This window comes from Weizmannia sp. FSL W8-1119, assembly GCF_038008605.1.
Taxonomy (GTDB): domain Bacteria; phylum Bacillota; class Bacilli; order Bacillales; family Bacillaceae_C; genus Weizmannia; species Weizmannia coagulans.
Window position 1 is genome coordinate 2949969 of the sequence record NZ_JBBOZL010000001.1, and the last position, 19754, is coordinate 2969722.

Below are 19754 nucleotides of genomic sequence, written 5' to 3' on the forward strand. Positions count from 1 at the left end.
CATAGCATACTTTATTGAAATGTGGGATTGCTTATGGAACAGATTCAAAGATTCCCTGCTGGTTATTTTGCGATGATCGTTTCACCTGTAAAAATTTTCCGGTACCGGGGTGCGCTTAACGTTTGGAAACTGATTCTCATTTTTCTCTTTTTAAACGCCTGCCTGATTGCCCCGCTTTCACTCTCTTTTGCGCGGGCAGGAAATATCAGCTTAGAGCAAGTGGCGCCGCATTTAAATGCAGCGATACAAACCGGGTATACCGGGCAGAACGCCGTCCTTTCCTTTCAAAACGGCGTGCTCCAATCCGGCAACGCGTGGACAAAGGAGCACGGAGATACGATTATCTCCTTTGATCCGCGCAAAACCACGGCCGTTTCGGAAAGCCGTTACCATACAAAAGTCGCGCATTACAAAAATGCGCTCCTTTTCCGGAAAGACCGGCTCATTCTGGCTGATGAAAACGGCTTTGGCTTTTCCGTCCGCTACCCGGCCGGAAACGAGAAGATCATCATCCAAAACGGCCGTGATCTTGCTTCTTTTGCCGGCGCTCTCTGGTTCCGGCAACATAAAGTCATCCTGATTCCGCTTGTTTCATGCCTGATCGGAATCCTGTTTCTTTTCAGCAATATGCTATTGATGGGGGCGGTGTCCCTGATACTTTGCCTGACACGTTTTTCAAGTTTTTCCGGCATCCGGTCATTGAAACAGGCTGCAACCATTACGCTGTCTGCAGCAGGGGTTCCGTCCATTATTGCCATGTTGGCAGGCTTTTCCGGCGCAGGTGCTGCAACAATGATGATGATCCAATCACTGGGCATGGTGCTTTTCATTGCGATGATTTTTTTAAAAACAAAATTTCTGACGGACGACATGTAAGTACAAGATGCTGACGAGGAGGATTTCTAATGTATTACAACCGGCTTTTCGATGTAGATGAATGGACTTTAAAAACAACGAAGCTCCACCGTGAACATATCCGGCTTCAGGAAAGCATCACTTCTTTAGGAAACGGCTATATGGGCATGCGCGGAAATTTCGAGGAGTCTTATTCCGGGGATCATCACCAGGGCACATATATTGCAGGGGTCTGGTACCCGGATAAAACAAGGGTGGGCTGGTGGAAAGTCGGCTATCCCGATTATTTCGGAAAAGTCATTAACGCGGTCAATCTTGCCGGGTTGCGCGTCTGGATTGATCAAGAGGAAATTGACCTGTTTCTGGACCCGCTCGAACAATTTCAGCTGGAACTTGATATGAAAAATGCCGTCTTGCGCCATTCCTATCTTGTCGAAAAGTCCGGCAAGAAAGTCAAAATTGAATTTGAACGCTTTTTCAGCATTGTCCATAAAGAAATTGCCGCGATCCGAATCCGTGCCACCAATCTTGGCAATCCGGCCGTACTCACGTTAAAACCTTTCCTGGACGGCAATGTCAAAAACGAAGACGCCAATTATGATGAAATGTTCTGGACGGAAATCCGGTCTGAGGCAACGGAAGACAAGGCCGCGGTTGTCACGGAAACAATTGAAAACCCGTTTGGCGTTCCCCGTTTTACCGTAGCCGCCGCCATGGGCAATCTGACGGAGGCAACGCTTGCTTCCTGTGAGTCGGATACGCTTTATGCCGGCTATGTATATGAAAAAACGCTCGGCGAAAACGAGTCGCTCCTTCTGGATAAAATGGTTTCTGTCACGACAAGCCGGGACTATGAAAAGGATGCGCTCCTCCCCCGCGCCTACGAATTGCTTGAACAGGCTTTGGAAAACGGGTACGAAAAGCTATATGAGGAGCACGCAGCAGCCTGGCATAAACGGTGGGAGAAAGCAGACGTCCGCATTTCCGGCGATCCGGAAGCCCAGCAAGGGATCCGCTTTAACCTATTTCAGCTTTTTTCGACCTATTACGGCGATGATCCGCGCTTAAACATCGGCCCGAAAGGTTTCACCGGCGAAAAATACGGCGGCGCGACGTACTGGGATACAGAAGCCTATGCCGTACCCATGTATCTGTCTGTTGCCGCGCCGGAAGTCACAAGAAATTTACTGCTCTACCGCTACCATCAGCTCCCCGAGGCGTATGAAAATGCAAAAAAACTCGGGCTGAAAGGCGCTTTATACCCGATGGTCACTTTTACCGGAATCGAATGCCATAACGAATGGGAAATCACATTCGAAGAAATTCACCGGAACGGCGCCATTGCTTATGCCATTTACAATTATGTCAATTACACCGGCGATAAAGCCTACATCAGCCAGTACGGGATTGATGTCCTCGTCGGCATCAGCCGCTTTTTCGCCGACCGCGTCCATTTTTCCGAGCGAAAGCAAAAATACATGATCCATGGCGTAACCGGCCCGAACGAGTATGAAAACAACGTCAACAACAACTGGTACACAAACCGAATTGCCGTCTGGACGCTTAAATACACCCTTGCGTCCCTTGACTTTGCCGGTGCGGAAAAAGCAGCCGCGCTGAATGTTACGGATGAAGAACGCGCGCATTGGCAGGATATTATCGGCCGGATGTATTTCCCGTATGATGAAGAGCTGGGCATTTTTCTGCAGCAGGACGGCTTCCTGGATAAACCGATCAAACCGGCCGCCTGCCTCCCGAAAGAAGACCTGCCGCTCAACCAGCACTGGTCATGGGACCGGATCCTCCGCTCCTGTTATATTAAGCAGGCAGACGTCCTGCAAGGGTTTTATTTCTTCAATGATGAGTTTACAATAGAGGAAAAGCGGCGCCATTTTGAATTTTACGAACCGCTCACCGTCCATGAATCGAGCCTCTCCCCTTGCGTCCATGCGATTCTGGCGGCTGAGCTCCGGAAAGAAGACAAAGCGGTCGAACTGTATAAACGCACGTCCCGGCTTGATCTTGACAACTATAACCATGATACGGAAGACGGGTTGCACATCACGTCCATGGCCGGAAGCTGGCTCTCCATTGTCCACGGGTTTGCCGGCATGCGCACCTTCCATGAAACCTTGTCGTTTGCGCCGTTTTTGCCGAAAGACTGGGGTGAATACGCATTCAAAGTCAATTACCGGCACCGCCTCCTTGAAGTAAAAGTGAACAAAAGAGAAGTCGCCGTCTCCCTTCTGGAAGGCAAACCGCTTCAATTGAAGTTATATGGGGAATTCATCCATCTAACAAATACGTACACGAAGGAGTATAAGCTGTCATGACAGAATGGTGGAAAAAAGCCGTTGTTTACCAGATTTACCCGCGCAGTTTTTATGATACAAATGGTGACGGGATCGGCGATTTGCGGGGAATTATGGATAAGCTCGACTATTTGAAAACACTCGGGATCGACTGCATCTGGATCAGCCCGGTGTACGACTCGCCGCAGGATGACAATGGCTACGATATCCGTGACTACCGCAAGATCGACAAGATGTTCGGGACAAATGAAGATATGGACCGCCTGCTTGACGAAGCCCATGCACGCGGGATTAAAATCGTAATGGATCTTGTCGTGAACCATACCTCCGATGAACATGCCTGGTTTGTCGAAAGCCGGAAATCGAAGGATAATCCGTACCGCGACTTTTATTTTTGGAAAGACCCGAAACCGGACGGCACCCCTCCGAACAACTGGGGTTCGATGTTTTCCGGTTCCGCCTGGGAGTACGACGAAACAACCGGGCAATACTATTTGCACTATTTTTCAAAGAAACAGCCTGACTTAAACTGGGAAAACGAAAAAGTGCGGAAAGAGATTTACGATATGATGAAGTTCTGGATGGATAAAGGGGTGGACGGCTGGCGCATGGATGTGATCGGCTCGATTTCCAAGTTTCTTGATTTTCCTGATTATGAACTTCCGGAAGGGCAAAAATACGGCATTGGCAAGTATCATGCAAACGGGCCGCGCCTCCATGCGTTCATCCAGGAAATGAACCGCGAAGTGCTGTCAAAATACGACTGCATGACTGTCGGGGAAGCCATCGGATCCGATGTCGAAATCGCCAGGAAATATACAGGGCCGGACCGCCATGAACTCAATATGATTTTTAATTTTGAACATATGGATGTCGATACGAAACCGGGCAGCCCTGCCGGCAAATGGGCTTTGAAGCCTTTTGACCTGGTCGAATTGAAACAAATCCTTTCCCGCTGGCAATATGAGCTCGCGGATACCGGCTGGAATGCGCTCTATTTTGAAAACCATGACCAGGCGAGGGTGGTATCGCGCTGGGGCAATGATACAACGTACCGGGCAGAATGTGCCAAAGCGTTTGCCACCATTTTGCACGGGCTGAAAGGGACCCCTTTTATTTATCAAGGGGAAGAAATCGGGATGGTGAACGCCGATCTCGAACTCGAAGAATATGATGACATTGAAATCCGGAATGCTTATCAAGAGCTTGTGATGGAAAACCAAATCATGTCGAAAGATGAATTTTTAACAGCTGTCCGAAAAAAAGGACGCGACAATGCACGGACGCCGATGCAGTGGGACGGCAGTTTGAATGCCGGCTTTACAACCGGAACACCGTGGCTTAAAGTCAATTCCCGCTATTCGGAGATCAACGTGGCAAAAGCGCTTCAAGAGCCTGATTCGATTTTTTATTACTATCAATCTTTGATTAAGCTGCGGCATTCATACGATGTGTTTACAGACGGCCGGTATGAGCTGCTGATGCCGGACCATCCGCATTTGTACGTGTACACGAGGGAAAATGAATCGGAAAAACTGCTCGTTGCCGCCAACTTAAGCGAAAACACAGTAAGCTTTGATCAACCGGATGACAACTGGAAACTGGTGCTTGAAAACTATGAAGATACTGGCACAAGCACGCTGTTCCGCCCGTATGAAGCGGCCATTTACTATCTGGAAAAATAGTTTTTTGCGTGCGGTTTTTGCCCGATGTCCTTTTTATGCAAAGAGCCTCCATACTGCGTATGAGGGGCTCTTTGCTGTTTCCTTTATGAAACTGTAATGGCCTTTACCACTTCTTCTAGCTGCATGCCTCTTGAGGCTTTGACCAGAATCAAATCGCCGGCTCCGATTTTTCCTTTCAACATATCGATCAACCGCTCCTTGTCCTCAAACGAAAACACGCGGTTGCCCGGAAAATCGCAAGCTTCCGCGATCAAACGGCCCAACTTGCCATATGTAAAAACAAAATCAATTTTTTCAGGGTTCAAGCTGCGGCCGACCTCCCTGTGAAACGCCGCTTCCTTTTCACCTAGTTCAAGCATATCCCCGAGCACGAGGATTTTCCGGCCCGTTCCTTCAAACTGCTCCACAAGCCGGATGGCCGCACGCATCGACGTCGGGCTTGCATTATATGCATCGTTGATGATTTTTGAACCGTTGATGCCATCCGCCATTTCCATCCGCATTGCGCTCAGCCTCGTTTTCCCTAGGCCTGCGCGGATTTCCTCAAATGGCATGCCAAACTCGCGGCCGGCAAGAATGGCGGCAAGCGAATTGATAGCATTGTATTCGCCAAGGACAGGCAGATGAAAACTGATATCCCCCGAAGCATTTGTCCGGAACGCGCTGCCGTTTGTCTCTTGTCTCCATCCCACCGGATAAAGATCATTTCCGTGCCCTTTGCCGAACGTCTTTGTCCGGATGCCGGTAATGTTTGGCACCCGTTCCTGCAAAAGCGGTTCGTCCCCCATATAGATCAGCAGCCCGTTTTCCGGAAGGCCTTCTGTAATTTCGAGTTTTGCATCGGCAATCGCTTCACGGGAACCGAGATTTTGAATATGCGCCTCGCCAATATTTGTAATAATGGCCACATCCGGGCGGGCAATCGATGTTAGAAAAGAAATTTCCCCTTTTGCACTCATGCCCATTTCCACCACGGCGATTTCCGTATCTTCATCAAGGGACAGGAGCGTTAACGGAACGCCCTGGTGGTTGTTAAAATTGCCTTCTGTTTTTTGCACTTTAAATTTTTCGGAAAGGACGGAGGCGACCATATCTTTTGTCGTCGTTTTCCCGTTGCTGCCGGTAATGCCGACGACTTTTGCCCGCAAGGCGTTCCGGTAGCTTTTTGCCAATTCCTGCAGGCTTTTCTCTGTATCTTCCACGATAAGAAGCGGCACGTGCGCCGGCGGGTTCGGCACATCTTTTTGCCAGAGGGATGCAGCTGCGCCTCTGCGAAATGCGTCCTCCACAAATTGATGGCCGTCCGCATGCCTGCCTGTAAGCGGCACATACAGATTACCTTTTTCGATTTTGCGCGAATCAATGCATACACCTTGTACAAGCGTTTCGTTGCGCTGCAGTTCTTCCCCGTTTTCCACATGGATCATTCCGGTCATTTCCCGGATCGTCCGTCTGATCATTTTCGCTCTTTTCCTCCTTGAAAACAGAACGGGAACCATTGTCAATGGTTCCAAATTCGTTACAAAGTATATTTAATCCGCTGTTTTTCAGCATGCCGCTCCAGGGCAAGTTCAATCAGCTTTTCGATCAGCTGCGGGTAATCCAGCCCCGCCTCTTTCCACAGAAGCGGAAACATGCTGAATGGCGTAAATCCGGGCATCGTATTGATTTCATTGATGATCACCCGTTCGTCTTCTGTCACAAAAAAGTCAGCGCGCACCAGCCCCGAGCAGTCGAGTGCTTTAAATGCCGTAATCGCAGCTTCGGTTAGCTTTTTATATACCGTTTCGGAAATTTCGGCCGGAATGATTAACGCCGTATCCCCATCTTCGTATTTCGCTTTATAATCGTAAAAATCTTTTTTCGCGACAATTTCGCCGGCAACGGAACATTGCGGATCGTCATTCCCGATCACGCCAAGTTCAATTTCCCTTGCCGTGACGCCTTCTTCAACAATGATTTTCCGGTCGTATTGAAAGGCTTCCTTAAATGCGGCTTCCAGTTCTGTGCGGTCTTTACACTTACTGATCCCGACACTTGAACCGAGATTCGCCGGCTTGACGAAACAAGGGTAACCGGTCTTTTCTTCCACTTGTTGAAAACAGGTTTCGGGCGCTTTTTCCCATTCGCTGCGGATAAAAGAAACATATTTCACCTGGTCGAGCCCGGCTTGCGCAAACAGGTTTTTCATAATCACTTTATCCATTCCGGCTGAAGAGGCAAGCACGCCATTTCCAACATACGGCAGATTTAACAGTTCAAGCATGCCCTGTACGGTGCCGTCCTCCCCGTTCGGCCCGTGCAACAGCGGAAAAATGATGTCATAGCCGCCCTTTTCGTCCGATACGGTGGTTAAAAGCGCATTAGGGGCCATTTTCTTTCCGTCATGGAATTCAAGCTGTTTCACGGTTTCAACAGGCCCGGTTAAAAGCGGCCCTTTTATCCAGTCCCCTTCCGTTGTAATGAAGATAGGGTAAATATCGTATTTTTCGTGATCCAAGGCCTGTATTACAGCTTTGGCGGTTTGCAGGGATACTTCATGCTCAGCGGATTTTCCGCCGTAAAGCAAACAGATTTTCTTTTTCATTGTCATCCTCCATCATACGAACAGGATATTCCTATTTTAACATTTTACACACCCGGTGTGCGCCAAATTTGCCATTTTGATTTGTTCAGTTTCTTCCCTATTGTATGTCAAAACAGGCATTTGTGTAACACGTGTATAATGAAAAGCGGGGTGGCTTCCCCGCTTTTCTATCCTGAAACATTGCGCCAGCTGCTTTTCATCCATCTGCTGCGCTGGTACAGCGTTCACCGCACATGGGCGTCTAATGGATTAAAATTTTCCATTCCTGCATCCTGCGGTCATAGACCATTTTTCCATCGATTGGCGTGCCGGAGATGACGGCATATTCTTCGTGCATTTCATCCATATCATGAAAATCGCCGATCGTCCAGAACGGGATTTCAATTTGCACCCGGGTCTGCACGGCATATTCCATTGAAATGACCATCCCTTCCTTCATTTTATCCAAAAGCGGCAACAGCACCTCCACCGGGATAGCAGGCAGCGCTTTCCGCTTTTTCCGCCCGAACAGAAACGGCTTCTCTCCTTTGATCCTGTTGATCCGCTCGGCAACCACACAGCCAAGCATCGCATAAAAATCACGGAAAGAACGGAAATAAATTTTGCTGTAGTAGCCGTCATCCTGCGATAAATAGACGAAACGGTTATTTAATTTCCGGTAAAAAGGCCTCCGCAAATGATGTTTCATATGGCTCAGATACAGCAATTCCGCAATTTCATACCCCTCCAGCAGATCGAGCCCTTCCTCATCCTCAAAATCAACCCAGCAAAAATCCCCGTAGCTGTATATGTCTTCTTCCAGCAGCCGCCCGATTGTTTCTTCATCCGCATATTCAAACAGCGTATGTAAATTTACAGTGCCCGCCTCAAATTGATGACGGAGAAGAAGGAGATTCGTCAAATTGGGGAAAGCATGGTAAAATTCATAAAAACAGATGCCGTGCGATAAAACATAGTGATTCACTTCATTCGCGTGAACGTAAATGAGCTCCCTGTTTCCACCATGGTTTTTCAAACTATTACCCCCGATTGTGCAAAGCATGTTATGAACTAAAGCCCGCCAGTTCTCATAATTTTATTTTAACAAAGTTGGCGAAAAAATTGGATTTTTATTTCATTCCTATCTGAAAAAGGGGCATCCTTTATCCTCACTGATGATTATAATGTATTTCCGCTAAATGCAAAACCATATACTGCTGTTTACCCCCTCACCAGCATTGCCATTTTTTAACCGGGAAAAGACGCCCTTGTGCTTGCAGTTCCTATTAAAATGATTCAAAATATGGATAGGAATATACAGAAAACGACGGGTACTTTCTTGTTCCCGGGCAAGCCCCGTTTTTTCTCCTGTTTTTCGGGAACAGTATACAGGAAGAGTCTCTTAAGGAGGTGCATGTCTTGCCGAATCAGGGGCCATGTAAAACGATTCATTTTTGCATCTCTTGGCAGGACAAACCATGCTGACGATCAAATTGCTCATTATTGTCTTATTAATCGGGGCCAATGCGTTTTTTGTCGCCTCGGAATTTTCTCTCGTAAGGGTGCGAACATCGAGAATTGACCAGCTCATTGCGGAAGGCAACAAAAAAGCCGCTTCCGCCAAAAAGGTAATTTCCAGCCTGGACAGCTATTTGTCGACAACACAGCTGGGCATCACCGTGATTTCTCTTATTCTCGGGTGGCTGGGCGAGCCGACATTAAGGGTGATTTTTAATCCGCTTTTAATCAAACTCCATGTTCCCGGGACACTCATCCACGTGGTGACCTTTATTCTTTCTTTTTTCATCATCACCTTTTTCAGCGTCGTGGTTGGGGAGCTTGCACCGAAAAATATTGCGATCCAGACAGCAGAAACGATTGTGCTGCTCGTCGCCAAACCGCTGATTTTCATCAACAAAATCATGTATCCCTTTACGTGGACGCTGAACAAGTCGTCACGGTTTGTGACAAAAGCGCTCGGTTTCGACATGCAATTGGACAATGAAATCACCCATTCAGAGGAAGAACTGCGGATTATTCTGTCGGAAAGCTTAAAAAGCGGTGAAATTAACCAGTCCGAATATAAATATGTCAACAATATATTTGAATTCGATAACCGGATCGCAAAAGAAATTATGGTCCCCCGCACAGAAGTGGTCACCGTCGACAAGAGCGACCGGATTGCCGATCTCATCCGGCTTGCACAATCGGAAAAATATACGCGTTACCCGGTTACAGACGGGGACAAGGACAATATCATCGGCGTGCTCAACATGAAAGAAGTGCTGACGGATTATGTTTCAAACCCGGATCTCCGGGACGATGCGACGATTGAACCGTATATTAATCCAATTATCCATGTCATTGAAACGGTGCCGATTCAGGGTGTCCTTGCCCGCATGCAAAAAGATAACACTCATATGGCCGTTTTACTGGATGAATATGGCGGGACTGCCGGCATTATTACAGTCGAGGACATTTTAGAGGAAATCGTCGGTGAAATCCGGGACGAGTTTGATACGGATGAAATCCCGCTTATCCAAAAAATCGGGGATGAGCATTATATTTTGGACGCCAAAGTGCTGATTGAAGATGTAAATGATCTCCTTGCGATCGAAATTCCCGATGATGACGTGGACACGATTGGCGGATGGCTGCTGACACAGAAATACGATTTAAAAAAGGGCGATTCCGTGCCATTCCAATCGTATGATTTCAAAGTAAAAGATATGGAAGGTTCGCACGTCCTGTATGTGGAAGTATCAAAAAAACAGGAAGCGGCTTCCTCATAACGGGGGGCTGCCCAACCTGGTTTTCCACTTTTAAACTAATTGAATTTTCCTAATTACATTTTATTTCTAACCGCTACGTTTGACTGTATGGTATTTATGTTTTATAATAGTCGTAATATAAGTGTGCTTTTTCAGAGATTGGGGTGATTCCAATGGGGTTTTGTACCGCATCGGAGAATTAGCATCCATTGCCAATGTTTCAAAACGGACCATTGATTACTACACCCGGCTCGGGCTGTTAAAACCAAAACGCACCGGCGCAAATTACCGGATTTATGACGAAGATGCCGTAAGTGACCTGCAATTTATAGAAGAATGCAAAAAAATGCATCTCCCGCTTGAGGCGATCCGAGCCAAACTGGAATGCAGAAGGAACGGCATATCGAATGCACATGCCTTGGTCCAGCAGTTGAACCTCTTTTCCGAACAGTTAAAACAGCTCAATATGGAACTGAAAGATATGACACCGAATCTGGAGAAACTGCCGGAAGAGCAAAAAGAAACATTGCGCAATCAATTATCAGGAGACAGCCGGGCACTCGTCCAGTCCCTTTCCTCCATTTTAAACAAGGAAGTGGTCTGGCGCTGAAACCGGGAATAGGATCATTTAATTTTGCAAATATACAGGAGGTGACTCCTGCCCCGTCTCTATTCGGAGCAGGGAAACTTATTTGGACATATTTAAATTGGTGCTGATTTTTATTTTAATCGCACTTTCTGCTTTTTTTGTAGCTTCAGAGTTTGCAATCGTAAAGATTAGAAGTTCCCGGATTGACCAACTCATCGAAGAAGGAAACAAAAAAGCGATTTCGGTAAAAAACATCATCACAAATCTTGATGAGTATTTATCGACCTGCCAATTGGGCATCACCATCATTTCGCTTCTGATCGGATGGATCGGGGAAGAAACCGTTTCGCATCTTCTCGCTCCCGTACTCGGGCTGTTGCATCTTCCGGGGTCTTTTGGCGCCGTTTTCTCCGTCATCCTTGCCTTTTCTGTCATTACCATTGTGCATGTCGTGGCAGGAGAACTTGCGCCAAAAACAGTTGCGATTCAAAAAGCGGAAACCATTGCGTTTCTTGCAGCAAAGCCGTTAATTTTGTTCCACAGGCTGATGTACCCGTTTATTTGGCTGCTGAACAGTTCTGCCGGCCTGATTACAAAAATGGCCGGGCTGGAACCCGCATCCCGGCATGACGTCGCTCATACGGAAGAGGAATTGCGCTTTATCCTGTCCGAAAGCTATAAAAATGGTGAAATCAATCAATCAGAGTTTAAATATGTAAATAAAATTTTTGAGTTTGATAACCGGATTGCGAAAGAAATTATGGTGCCAAGAACCGAGATTGTCTCCCTTTCCAAAGGGGACTCCCTCCAGACGTTCATGGACCTCGTGCAGGAAGAACGGTTTACCCGCTACCCTGTCATTGACGGAGATAAGGACCATATTATCGGGATCATCAATTTAAAGGAAGTTTTAACCGATGTATTGAAAAAACAGGCTCCCCCTTCGTCACTGGAAGCGTATATACGGCCGATTATCCGCGTGATTGACACGATTCCGATTAATGAGCTGCTCGTCATGATGCAAAAAGAACGCATTCACATGGCTGTATTGCTTGATGAATACGGGGGCACGAGCGGCATAGTGACGGTCGAGGATATTTTGGAAGAAATCGTCGGTGAAATCCGTGATGAATTTGACATGGATGAAGTGCCGCTGATCCGGAAAGTCAAGGACGGCCACTTTATTATCGACGCCAAAGTACTGATCAGCGAAGTGAACGACCTGCTCGGCACACAAATTTCCGATGAAGACATTGATACCCTCGGCGGTTGGATTTTAACCAAAAAATTCGAGGCAAAGCAGGGCGACACGGTTGAAACCGATGAATACACCTTTACGATCAGTGAAATGGAAGATATGCATATCCGCTATATCGAAGTGAAAAAGAAAGCGGCACGGCCGGCCAAACGAACTGCAAAACAGGAACCCACGCCGATGATCCAAAATGAATCCGGACATCCTGAAATGTTAAAAGCTTTTGAGTAATGGAGGGCGCCAGCTGCCCTCTGATGCCAATTCAAAATCCAAAAACGCGGGCGATCGCTTGGTCGCCCGCGTTTTTCCGCTCCGCAAAACAGAAATTAATGCTTTTTGTAAACCGGTTGCAGCTTTCTCCCTTCGAGCACTTCGAACAATTCCAGCCGGGATTTCGTAAAGGAGGTTTTGATTCCCATTTCCGAAAAAGCCGATATCATCTTTATTAAATGATCATGGTTTTTTTTCATACGACCGCCTCATCTATCATGGATTTCCGTACTGTTTCCTTATCTGTATATGTATTCCCATCTATATAGGATTTTACACGGCATTTCTTAAATTTTAATGAAAATTTTCTTGCCTTACTCTTAATATAGCAAAAAATTTAAAAAAATATAAGGGTTTTCATCAAAATTGTTTGATTTCCTTCCTCAAGTCTGCGAGAAGAACAAATAGACCGGTTGCGGCTGCCCTCTTTTCCGCACTGGACATCAACAGAAATGTGTATTATGCTAAATAGTTGAATTATCACTTGCCACAAACCGAAGCAGCCTGCCTGCTTTTCGTTTTACATATTTTTCCAAGGAAGTGTGTCGCCCTATGGCCGCCTTACTGAACGATTATGCCACAAAACTTCAGAACCGGTTGCAGCCGGAGCGCGAATCCCACCAGAAACTGGTGCAAAAAGGGCTGCTGTTGTACCGCCAGCATCTCGTCCATGCCAAACGGGTTTCGGGGCGGTTTTTGCGCGGGAAAGTCCAGGATGTGACACCGGTGGATTGCGAGCTGGACCTGCTTGACCCGTTGAATTTTGACTGTGCCTGCCCCCATGACGGTTTTTGCCGCCACCTGATGGCTTTGTTTTTCTCTGCCTACAGTGAAGCAAACAGTGTATTCGACTGGGTCCGCGAGTGGAAGCGCCGCAGTACGGACGGGGACATCCTGCAATCCGTGAAGCGGGCAAGCGATTTGCTGGAGAAAAAAAAGCCGGAAACAACCGGGCAAACCATCAGCATGTGGCTGGATGATTTCCATACCGCGTTTGAAGAGATCAATGTGAAGGATGAATTTCTTCTCGATCTCTCGGCAAGGGAAGTTTACCGCCGGCTCACCCTTTTTTTGCCGGTCGAACGGGAATGGGAACCGCTTTACAGACTGGCCGCTGCCTATGAATTGTTTAAATACCTTCACACGGTTTGTTTGAAAAATGGCTTTTTTTCGTCCGCGGCTCTCATGCAGTTTTTGGCCGGCGAAGCGGAAGAGGCGGCAAACCGGCTGTCGTCCGCAGCGCTCCCGTTTGCTTTTGATCCGTTTATTGCTTATTTTCGCGAGAACACCCGCGAGCTGGCGGACAGTGCATCCATCTATGAACTGGAAACCGTTGATTTTTACCGGATGCTCTGGTCGCGCCTGCTCAAGAAAGAAAATTGGCGGAAAGAGGAAGAGGCGCGTTTAAGAAAGGAAATTTTAAACAGCATTGACGCCGGTGAAAACCTCTCCACTCTGAAGGTGCTCTGCTTTATACATCTCGCCTTTTTGCTCGGGAATGACGACACCGCGCTGTTTTTTCTCGGGCAGCTGGCTGCAAGCGGCGCCCATACAGCCGTATATATGCCGTACTGGTTTTTGGAACTGAAAGCAGATGAGAGGCTGTCCCGCTATATTTCCGCCGCCGTGCCGATGATCCCGCGCCTTTTGGAATCTTGCACGGACGACTTCGAAAGGGCTGCCTATATGCGCATGTTTTTCCGTTCCATCAATGAACAGGCACTCTCCGCCCAGCAGCTGAAATTGCTGGAAAAACTGTACCGCGCCTTTTTGCCTGTCAGCGCACCGAAATACGGGGACGTTTTGTTTTCATCCGCAAGATACAAGGAGTGGGCGGAACTCCAGACACTTACCGGCCATACACCCGGAGATATTGAAAAAGAAAAACTCGAACAGGTTGCAAAACAAGCGCCTGAAGCCCTTCTCCCTCTTTACCACCGGGCGGTCGTCATCTGTATCGGGGAAAAAAACCGGAAGTCCTATCAAAAAGCCGTCCGCTATTTGAAAAAATTAAAAGCCATTTACCGGAAACGCCATGAAGAGGAACGGTGGTACGCATTCTTTGATGAAATCAAGGAGCGGACAAAACGGATGCGCGCTTTTCAGGAAGAATGCAGGAGGGGAAATTTGACCGATGCAGATGGAATATGATGTAAAAATCAATATACAGCCGGTTCCGGACGGGCGCTATTTCTTATTTGCCGAAGACCGGGCCGGAAACGGGGCCGATCCTTCCTACTGGGCGCCGTCTTTGTTTATGTGGCATGAAGAAAGTTTTTACGGCGCCTTTATGCCGTACACGCGTTTCGGAAGCCGCCGCGGGATTTTGGCTGACAGCTTTACGCTTTTGTCCCTGCTCGGAAAAGAAGGGTTCAGTTCGATGTTGCGCTGGGATTGGGATGAACGCGGGCAAATTTATTTGGCTGCGGCTCCCGTGCTGCTTGATGCCGTTTTAAGCGGCGGCTGGCTTGCTGAGGCGGCTGCACTTCCGGAAGAAGAAGCATGGGAGATAGAGCTGCCTGATGCCGTCATCGATGAGTTCAGCCCGTCGTTTTGGGGCCGGATGCTGGATGAAAAACCTTTGTCCCGCGTCCTCTCCGAATGGTACGGAGAAGCTGCCCGTTCTTTTATCACCAGCCGGCCCAAATTGAAGCGGCAATTCATGGAGCTGAAAAAATTAGGCTTTACCTCCCGGGAACTCTCCTCGTATTTTGACAAGCGGCGTTTTCAACTATGGGCGGGCGAAGCGTCCCTCCCCTTTACGATTGGGATCCGCCTTTTTGAACCGGACGCTGACGGCGGGCGCTGGAAGCTTGAAACCGTGCTGCGCGGCCGTGATAAACCGGAACGGATGCTGGTCTACCCCCGGCAAAAGCTGTATAAAAAATGGCAGCCGTTTGAAGAAGAGGTCCGGCTCGAACAGGCAAGATGGGGAAAACTGTTCCCCTGGCTTCAAGATGAAAACGGGCAGCTGCGCAATGAACTTGAAGAAAACCGCGCATGGGAGTTCTTCGTTCATGCCAGCGAAAAGCTTCTCCCGCTCGGTGTGGAAATTATGCTGCCGTCCTGGTGGTCATCTGTTAAAAACGCCAATATGCGGTTGAAAGCAAAACTGAAAAAAAACACAAGCTACCGGTCCTTTTTCAATCTCAATACAGTGCTCGAATTTGACTGGCGGATTTCCTTAAACGGGATGGAAATGAGCGAAGAAGAATTTCAAAACCTCGTAAACGGAGGGCGCCGCTTTGTGAAAGCGGGAGAAGAGTGGATCACGCTTGATCCGAAGATGATCCGGTCGCTGCAGGCGCTCATGGAAAAGGCCAAAAAAGAGGGCCTCCATCTTCAGGATCTGCTCGCGCAAACTTCCGGATCCGAAGAGGAAACGGACGAAGAAGAAACAGAGGATATGCAGGCGCTCGCCCGGATTCAAATTGAACTGAATCAGTCATTAAAAAAATTCATCCGGAAACTTTCCAATCTGGACGAAATTCCATCCGTCCCGATCCCGCCCGGATTTCAGGGCGATTTGCGGCCGTATCAGCAGCTTGGCTTAAACTGGCTCTCCTTTTTGCGTGATTGCGGGTTTGGCGCCGTACTGGCAGACGATATGGGGCTTGGGAAAACCGTGCAGCTGATCGCTTACCTCCTCCATGTGAAACATGCAAAACAGCCGGCAAATCCGGCGCTCATCATTTGCCCGACATCTGTCCTCGGCAACTGGCAGCGGGAGATTGAAAAATTTGGAAATGGCTTAAATGCCGCCCTCCATTACGGGCCGAACCGGAAAAAAGAAAACCTGGGGGACTGCTATCAGCATGCCGATGTTGTGCTGACGAGCTACGGGATTGCCCACCTTGATTTCGAGGCATTGTCAGCTGTGGAATGGAGCACGATTGCCCTTGATGAAGCGCAAAACATTAAAAATGCAGAGACGAAACAGTCGCGGGCGATCCGGAAACTAAAGGGCAGGCATTATATTGCTTTGACCGGCACCCCGATGGAAAACCAGCTTTCAGAACTGTGGGCGATCTTTGATTTTACCAATAAAGGCTATTTGGGCACGTTCAGGCAGTTCCAAAAACGGTTCATCGCCCCGATCGAAAAGGATGGATCGAAAGAAAAAATCCGCGAGCTTAAGCGCCTCATTCAGCCGTTTTTGCTACGCCGGACGAAAAAAGATCCGGATGTGGAACTGAATCTGCCCGAAAAGCTGGAGCAAAAAGAATATTGCCCGCTGACGGCGGAGCAAGCGGCCCTGTACGAAGAAACGGTGCAAAATGCTTTTAAGGGGATCGACCAGCTGAGCGGGCTTGGCAGAAGAGCGCTGATTTTGCAGATGCTGAACCGGCTGAAACAGCTATGCAACCATCCTGCCCTGTTTCTGAAAGAAGAAAAACCGGCGCACCTTTTGGAACGGTCATTTAAATTGGAAAAACTGGCCACACTGACAGAAGCCATTTTGAATACGGGGGAATCGTGCCTCATTTTCACCCAGTATATCGGGATGGGCCAAATGATCCGGCAAATGATGAAGGAGCTGTTTGGCCTTGACGTTCCGTTTTTAAACGGAAGCATGCCAAAAGCAAAACGCGACCAGTTGATCCGTGATTTTCAAAACAAGGCGTTCCCTGTTTTTCTCCTGAGTTTAAAAGCCGGGGGAACGGGGTTGAACTTAACAGCAGCCAATCACGTCATCCATTATGACCGCTGGTGGAACCCGGCTGTTGAAAACCAGGCAACGGACAGGGCGCACCGCATCGGGCAGCAGCGGTTTGTCCATGTCCACAAATTGATTGCGACCGGCACACTGGAAGAAAAGATTGACGCGATGCTTGAGAAAAAGCAGGCGCTGAACGATGAAATTATCCAAAGTGACAACTGGGTTACCGAACTGTCCGATGACGAATTGAAACATTTGGTTTTGCTGCAAAGCTAAATAGAGGGGGGCACCCGCTCTGAGGTTCCCCCTCTCCTACGTTTTTTGAATATTTATTATTATCAACAAAAAGGGAGAGCACGTTAAACATGAAAAAACCTTGGGCTATCACAGGCATCATTGCTGCCGTTGTCGTAATCGGCATTATAGTCGGTATAGTTGTCCATGAAAAGGAAAAGCCAAGCTACCCGAAATGGGTGGGCCACAGCAAGAGCGGCAAATGGACGGCTGTATTATCGTATAACGGTGAGAAATCTGATGATGTTAATTATTCTGGAGATTTCATTTGGAATGGCTCCAAAAAAGAGAAAAATAAGGTTTCTGTTTTAAAAACACAATATTGGATCGGTGGTGAAATGGAAGCCGGGGACAAAACAGCAAACAAAGAGAAGGTATCTCCAGACACAGGATTTGTAGAATATACAGACGCGCCAAAAAAAGGAGAACATCCAGAAGCCGTCATTTATTGGGAAGAAGATAACAAAGTCCATAAGGAAGTCATCGAATTAAAAAAGCAAAAATAAAGGCGCGAAAGGGCCGCTCTGTTTTATGACGCAGAGCGGCCTTTTCCGTTTAATCTTTCTTTAAATGCCTCAATTAATTCCTCGCCTTCGTACCCTTCGCGGACCAGCTCCTCCAACAGCTTTTCCGCATACGCGATCCGCCTCGAGCGTATTTTCCCTTCGAGCAGGACGCTGATCGTTCCGTCAAATTCTTTTATTCCCCTGACCCGGGTCGAAAGCGGTGCCGGATCATTGTTCTCATACGTGATCACCACTTCAGTATCCAGCTCCGTCTGCTGCTTTTCTTTTTCCGCAAAAAACGGCAGATGCTTGCTCTCCGTGTATGCTTCAATCAGCCAGGTGCCCCGCCCATCTTCCTTGTTCAGAATCAGCCCGTCAATCAACGGAATCGGCACGCGTTCGCCGTCATTCAAAATGGTAAGCGACAGGATCTTAAACGTTTTCATCCCTTTCCTCCCTATTCGTTTGTAAAAATTATAACATACATCCAACAGACGATCACCGGCAACAGCCCATTTTCTCACCTGCATCAAAAAGGCGGAAGTCTGGACAATGCAAGTCCAAGCCGGGAACCAGCTGTTATGTTTCCGCGGTAAAAGTTCCCATTTTCGCCCGGTTGATGCCAAAGAAAAAATTTTAAATAATGCCATAACCTCTTTTTACTGCCGAAATATGTAAAAACCAGGCGTGCAAAAATACATTTTTGCACGAAACGAAGGGGCTATTTTTGAAAAATGGCGATTTTACAAGAAAAATGAAAGCCGGTAAGATAAATGCAGGAAGGGGGTGGATCAGTTGATTAACCAGGTCACATTAGTCGGAAGGCTCACAAAAGATCCGGATCTTCACTACACAGCAGACGGAAAACCGGTGCTAAATATTACGCTTGCCTTAAACCGCCATTACCGGAATCAATTTGGCGAAACGTTAACCGATTTTGTCCAATGTACCCTTTGGAATAAAATCGCGGAGAATACAAGCAAATATTGCGCAAAAGGTTCCATGCTCGGCATTACCGGCCGGATTCAGACCCGCCACTATGATAATAAGGACGGAAAAAGGGTCTACGTCACCGAAGTCATTGCCGACACAGTCCAATTTTTAAGCAAACGGCCGGAAAACAAACCGCTGCAGGAAACCGGCCAGGGAGGGTAGCATGCAATGGAAGATGCTGCAAAACGGTTGGATGCACTTGAGCGGGTATTAGCGGATATGATCGTCAAACAGGGCATGCTGAACCGGCAGCTTGCACTTTTGATGCAGGAAGTAAAACGGATAGAGGAAGAGAGCCGCAAAATGCCCGCACTCGTGCCACATCTGAAGTAAACGTATGAGTTTTCCTTTTCCAACTTTCTTTTCCATTTTACCAGTTCCTAACGTTTCTCCTATTTTGCCCCATCAGAGAGAATGTGTTTGTTATCAATATCGATCCTCTTCTATCCCCTTTTCTTTTTGGTCAGCTGGACATCCGGCTGATTTTTTTTACGGAAAAAAGCGGCAAGATCTGTTCCGCTGCTATTTTTCGAGTGCAAACATGATCTCCGCTTCACAGGCAAGCTCCCCGCCGACTGTAGCAACCGCTTTGCCTTTTCCGACCGGCCCTTTCAAGCGGATGATTTCCACTTCGAGGCGAAGCTGGTCTCCCGGTTTTACCTGGCGTTTAAACCGGCACTTGTCAATACCTGCAAAAAGCGCAAGTTTCCCGCGGTTTTCTTCCTTTTTCAACATGGCGACCGCGCCCACCTGTGCGAGCGCCTCCACAATCAATACACCCGGCATGACCGGATATTGCGGAAAGTGGCCTGCAAAAAAAGGTTCGTTTCCGGATACGTTTTTGATTCCAACCGCACGTTTTCCTTCTTCCACCTCAAGAATGCGATCAATCAATAAAAAAGGATAACGGTGCGGGAGAATGTCTTTAATTTGCTGTAAATCCAACATTGGCAAAAAATCCTCCGTTTTCAGTTTCAGTCCGGGAGAAATAAGGCGGC

At 47.8% G+C, this 19754-nt stretch carries 17 protein-coding genes; 11 read left to right on the forward strand and 6 right to left on the reverse strand.

The features are described 5' to 3' along the window. The first annotated feature begins 33 nt into the window (after positions 1-33). Genes NSQ19_RS14415 through NSQ19_RS14425 form a run of 3 tightly spaced genes read left to right on the forward strand, consistent with a single transcriptional unit; the run spans position 34 to position 4852 of the window. On the forward strand, positions 34-876 hold the full coding sequence (locus NSQ19_RS14415; RefSeq protein WP_340703086.1) for a DUF1189 family protein: 843 nt from the start codon (positions 34-36) through the stop codon (positions 874-876). 29 nt (positions 877-905) lie between these two features. Continuing rightward, positions 906-3188, forward strand: a complete 2283-nt coding sequence (locus NSQ19_RS14420) for a glycoside hydrolase family 65 protein (RefSeq protein WP_340703087.1) — start codon at positions 906-908, stop codon at positions 3186-3188. Then, positions 3185-4852, forward strand: coding sequence for a glycoside hydrolase family 13 protein (locus NSQ19_RS14425; protein ID WP_340703088.1), 1668 nt, complete (start codon positions 3185-3187; stop codon positions 4850-4852). Before NSQ19_RS14420 ends, NSQ19_RS14425 begins: the two co-directional genes overlap by 4 nt. A gap of 83 nt (positions 4853-4935) precedes the next feature. On the opposite strand, the gene NSQ19_RS14430 is transcribed toward NSQ19_RS14425, so the two are convergent. From NSQ19_RS14430 to NSQ19_RS14440, 3 genes are all read right to left on the reverse strand, one after another. Further along, positions 4936-6312 carry a UDP-N-acetylmuramoyl-tripeptide--D-alanyl-D-alanine ligase gene (locus tag NSQ19_RS14430; RefSeq protein ID WP_340703089.1) on the reverse strand — a complete coding sequence of 459 codons (1377 nt, stop codon included), beginning with the start codon at positions 6310-6312 and terminating at the stop codon, positions 4936-4938. A 59-nt stretch (positions 6313-6371) separates the two neighbouring features. Beyond that, positions 6372-7439, reverse strand: a complete 1068-nt coding sequence (locus NSQ19_RS14435) for a D-alanine--D-alanine ligase (RefSeq protein ID WP_019720996.1) — start codon at positions 7437-7439, stop codon at positions 6372-6374. Positions 7440-7680: 241 nt separating this feature from the next. Next, entirely contained in the window at positions 7681-8454 is a 774-nt protein-coding gene (locus NSQ19_RS14440; protein ID WP_019720997.1) for a hypothetical protein, read from the reverse strand. A gap of 442 nt (positions 8455-8896) precedes the next feature. On the opposite strand from NSQ19_RS14440, the gene NSQ19_RS14445 reads away from it, so the two are divergent. The 3 genes from NSQ19_RS14445 (at position 8897) to NSQ19_RS14455 (ending at position 12264) form a co-directional block, all read left to right on the forward strand. Next, a complete protein-coding gene (locus NSQ19_RS14445) occupies positions 8897-10210 on the forward strand; it encodes a hemolysin family protein (protein ID WP_340703090.1) in 1314 nt (437 codons plus the stop codon). 160 nt (positions 10211-10370) lie between these two features. Further along, a complete protein-coding gene (locus NSQ19_RS14450; RefSeq protein WP_017553078.1) occupies positions 10371-10799 on the forward strand; it encodes a MerR family transcriptional regulator in 429 nt (142 codons plus the stop codon). A gap of 82 nt (positions 10800-10881) precedes the next feature. After that, entirely contained in the window at positions 10882-12264 is a 1383-nt protein-coding gene (locus tag NSQ19_RS14455) for a hemolysin family protein (protein WP_013860705.1), read from the forward strand. Positions 12265-12359: 95 nt separating this feature from the next. On the opposite strand, the gene NSQ19_RS14460 is transcribed toward NSQ19_RS14455, so the two are convergent. Continuing rightward, positions 12360-12503, reverse strand: a complete 144-nt coding sequence (locus tag NSQ19_RS14460) for an Lmo0850 family protein (protein WP_013860706.1) — start codon at positions 12501-12503, stop codon at positions 12360-12362. 352 nt (positions 12504-12855) lie between these two features. Between NSQ19_RS14460 and NSQ19_RS14465 the strand changes: the two genes are divergently transcribed. The 3 genes from NSQ19_RS14465 to NSQ19_RS14475 all read left to right on the forward strand — a co-directional run bounded on the left by NSQ19_RS14465 (position 12856) and on the right by NSQ19_RS14475 (position 17763). Then, positions 12856-14454, forward strand: coding sequence for an SWIM zinc finger family protein (locus tag NSQ19_RS14465; RefSeq protein ID WP_315958888.1), 1599 nt, complete (start codon positions 12856-12858; stop codon positions 14452-14454). After that, positions 14438-17239 (forward strand): DEAD/DEAH box helicase, encoded by a 2802-nt coding sequence (locus NSQ19_RS14470; protein WP_340703091.1) that lies wholly within the window; start codon positions 14438-14440, stop codon positions 17237-17239. Before NSQ19_RS14465 ends, NSQ19_RS14470 begins: the two co-directional genes overlap by 17 nt. Positions 17240-17328: 89 nt before the next feature. After that, positions 17329-17763 (forward strand): DUF4944 domain-containing protein, encoded by a 435-nt coding sequence (locus tag NSQ19_RS14475; protein ID WP_328005209.1) that lies wholly within the window; start codon positions 17329-17331, stop codon positions 17761-17763. A 23-nt stretch (positions 17764-17786) separates the two neighbouring features. Here the strand turns inward: NSQ19_RS14475 and NSQ19_RS14480 are convergent, their stop codons facing one another. Continuing rightward, complete coding sequence (locus tag NSQ19_RS14480; protein ID WP_013860710.1) at positions 17787-18209, reverse strand: YwpF-like family protein; 423 nt, start codon at positions 18207-18209, stop codon at positions 17787-17789. A 349-nt stretch (positions 18210-18558) separates the two neighbouring features. On the opposite strand from NSQ19_RS14480, the gene NSQ19_RS14485 reads away from it, so the two are divergent. Continuing rightward, positions 18559-18918 (forward strand): single-stranded DNA-binding protein, encoded by a 360-nt coding sequence (locus NSQ19_RS14485; protein WP_013860711.1) that lies wholly within the window; start codon positions 18559-18561, stop codon positions 18916-18918. A gap of 6 nt (positions 18919-18924) precedes the next feature. After that, on the forward strand, positions 18925-19089 hold the full coding sequence (locus NSQ19_RS14490) for a hypothetical protein (RefSeq protein ID WP_013860712.1): 165 nt from the start codon (positions 18925-18927) through the stop codon (positions 19087-19089). Between the two features lie 189 nt (positions 19090-19278). Here the strand turns inward: NSQ19_RS14490 and fabZ are convergent, their stop codons facing one another. Continuing rightward, positions 19279-19704 (reverse strand): 3-hydroxyacyl-ACP dehydratase FabZ, encoded by a 426-nt coding sequence (gene fabZ, locus NSQ19_RS14495; RefSeq protein WP_019721004.1) that lies wholly within the window; start codon positions 19702-19704, stop codon positions 19279-19281. Between the last annotated feature and the right edge of the window lie 50 nt (positions 19705-19754).

Coding starts and splice junctions, on each gene's coding strand:
- NSQ19_RS14415 (WP_340703086.1), top strand. CDS start 34: ATGGAACAGATTCAAAGATTCCCTGCTGGTTATTTTGCGATGATCGTT.
- NSQ19_RS14420 (WP_340703087.1), top strand. CDS start 906: ATGTATTACAACCGGCTTTTCGATGTAGATGAATGGACTTTAAAAACA.
- NSQ19_RS14425 (WP_340703088.1), top strand. CDS start 3,185: ATGACAGAATGGTGGAAAAAAGCCGTTGTTTACCAGATTTACCCGCGC.
- NSQ19_RS14430 (WP_340703089.1), bottom strand. CDS start 6,312: ATGATCAGACGGACGATCCGGGAAATGACCGGAATGATCCATGTGGAA.
- NSQ19_RS14435 (WP_019720996.1), bottom strand. CDS start 7,439: ATGAAAAAGAAAATCTGTTTGCTTTACGGCGGAAAATCCGCTGAGCAT.
- NSQ19_RS14445 (WP_340703090.1), top strand. CDS start 8,897: ATGCTGACGATCAAATTGCTCATTATTGTCTTATTAATCGGGGCCAAT.
- NSQ19_RS14460 (WP_013860706.1), bottom strand. CDS start 12,503: ATGAAAAAAAACCATGATCATTTAATAAAGATGATATCGGCTTTTTCG.
- NSQ19_RS14465 (WP_315958888.1), top strand. CDS start 12,856: ATGGCCGCCTTACTGAACGATTATGCCACAAAACTTCAGAACCGGTTG.
- NSQ19_RS14470 (WP_340703091.1), top strand. CDS start 14,438: ATGCAGATGGAATATGATGTAAAAATCAATATACAGCCGGTTCCGGAC.
- NSQ19_RS14475 (WP_328005209.1), top strand. CDS start 17,329: ATGAAAAAACCTTGGGCTATCACAGGCATCATTGCTGCCGTTGTCGTA.
- NSQ19_RS14480 (WP_013860710.1), bottom strand. CDS start 18,209: ATGAAAACGTTTAAGATCCTGTCGCTTACCATTTTGAATGACGGCGAA.
- NSQ19_RS14490 (WP_013860712.1), top strand. CDS start 18,925: ATGGAAGATGCTGCAAAACGGTTGGATGCACTTGAGCGGGTATTAGCG.
- fabZ (WP_019721004.1), bottom strand. CDS start 19,704: ATGTTGGATTTACAGCAAATTAAAGACATTCTCCCGCACCGTTATCCT.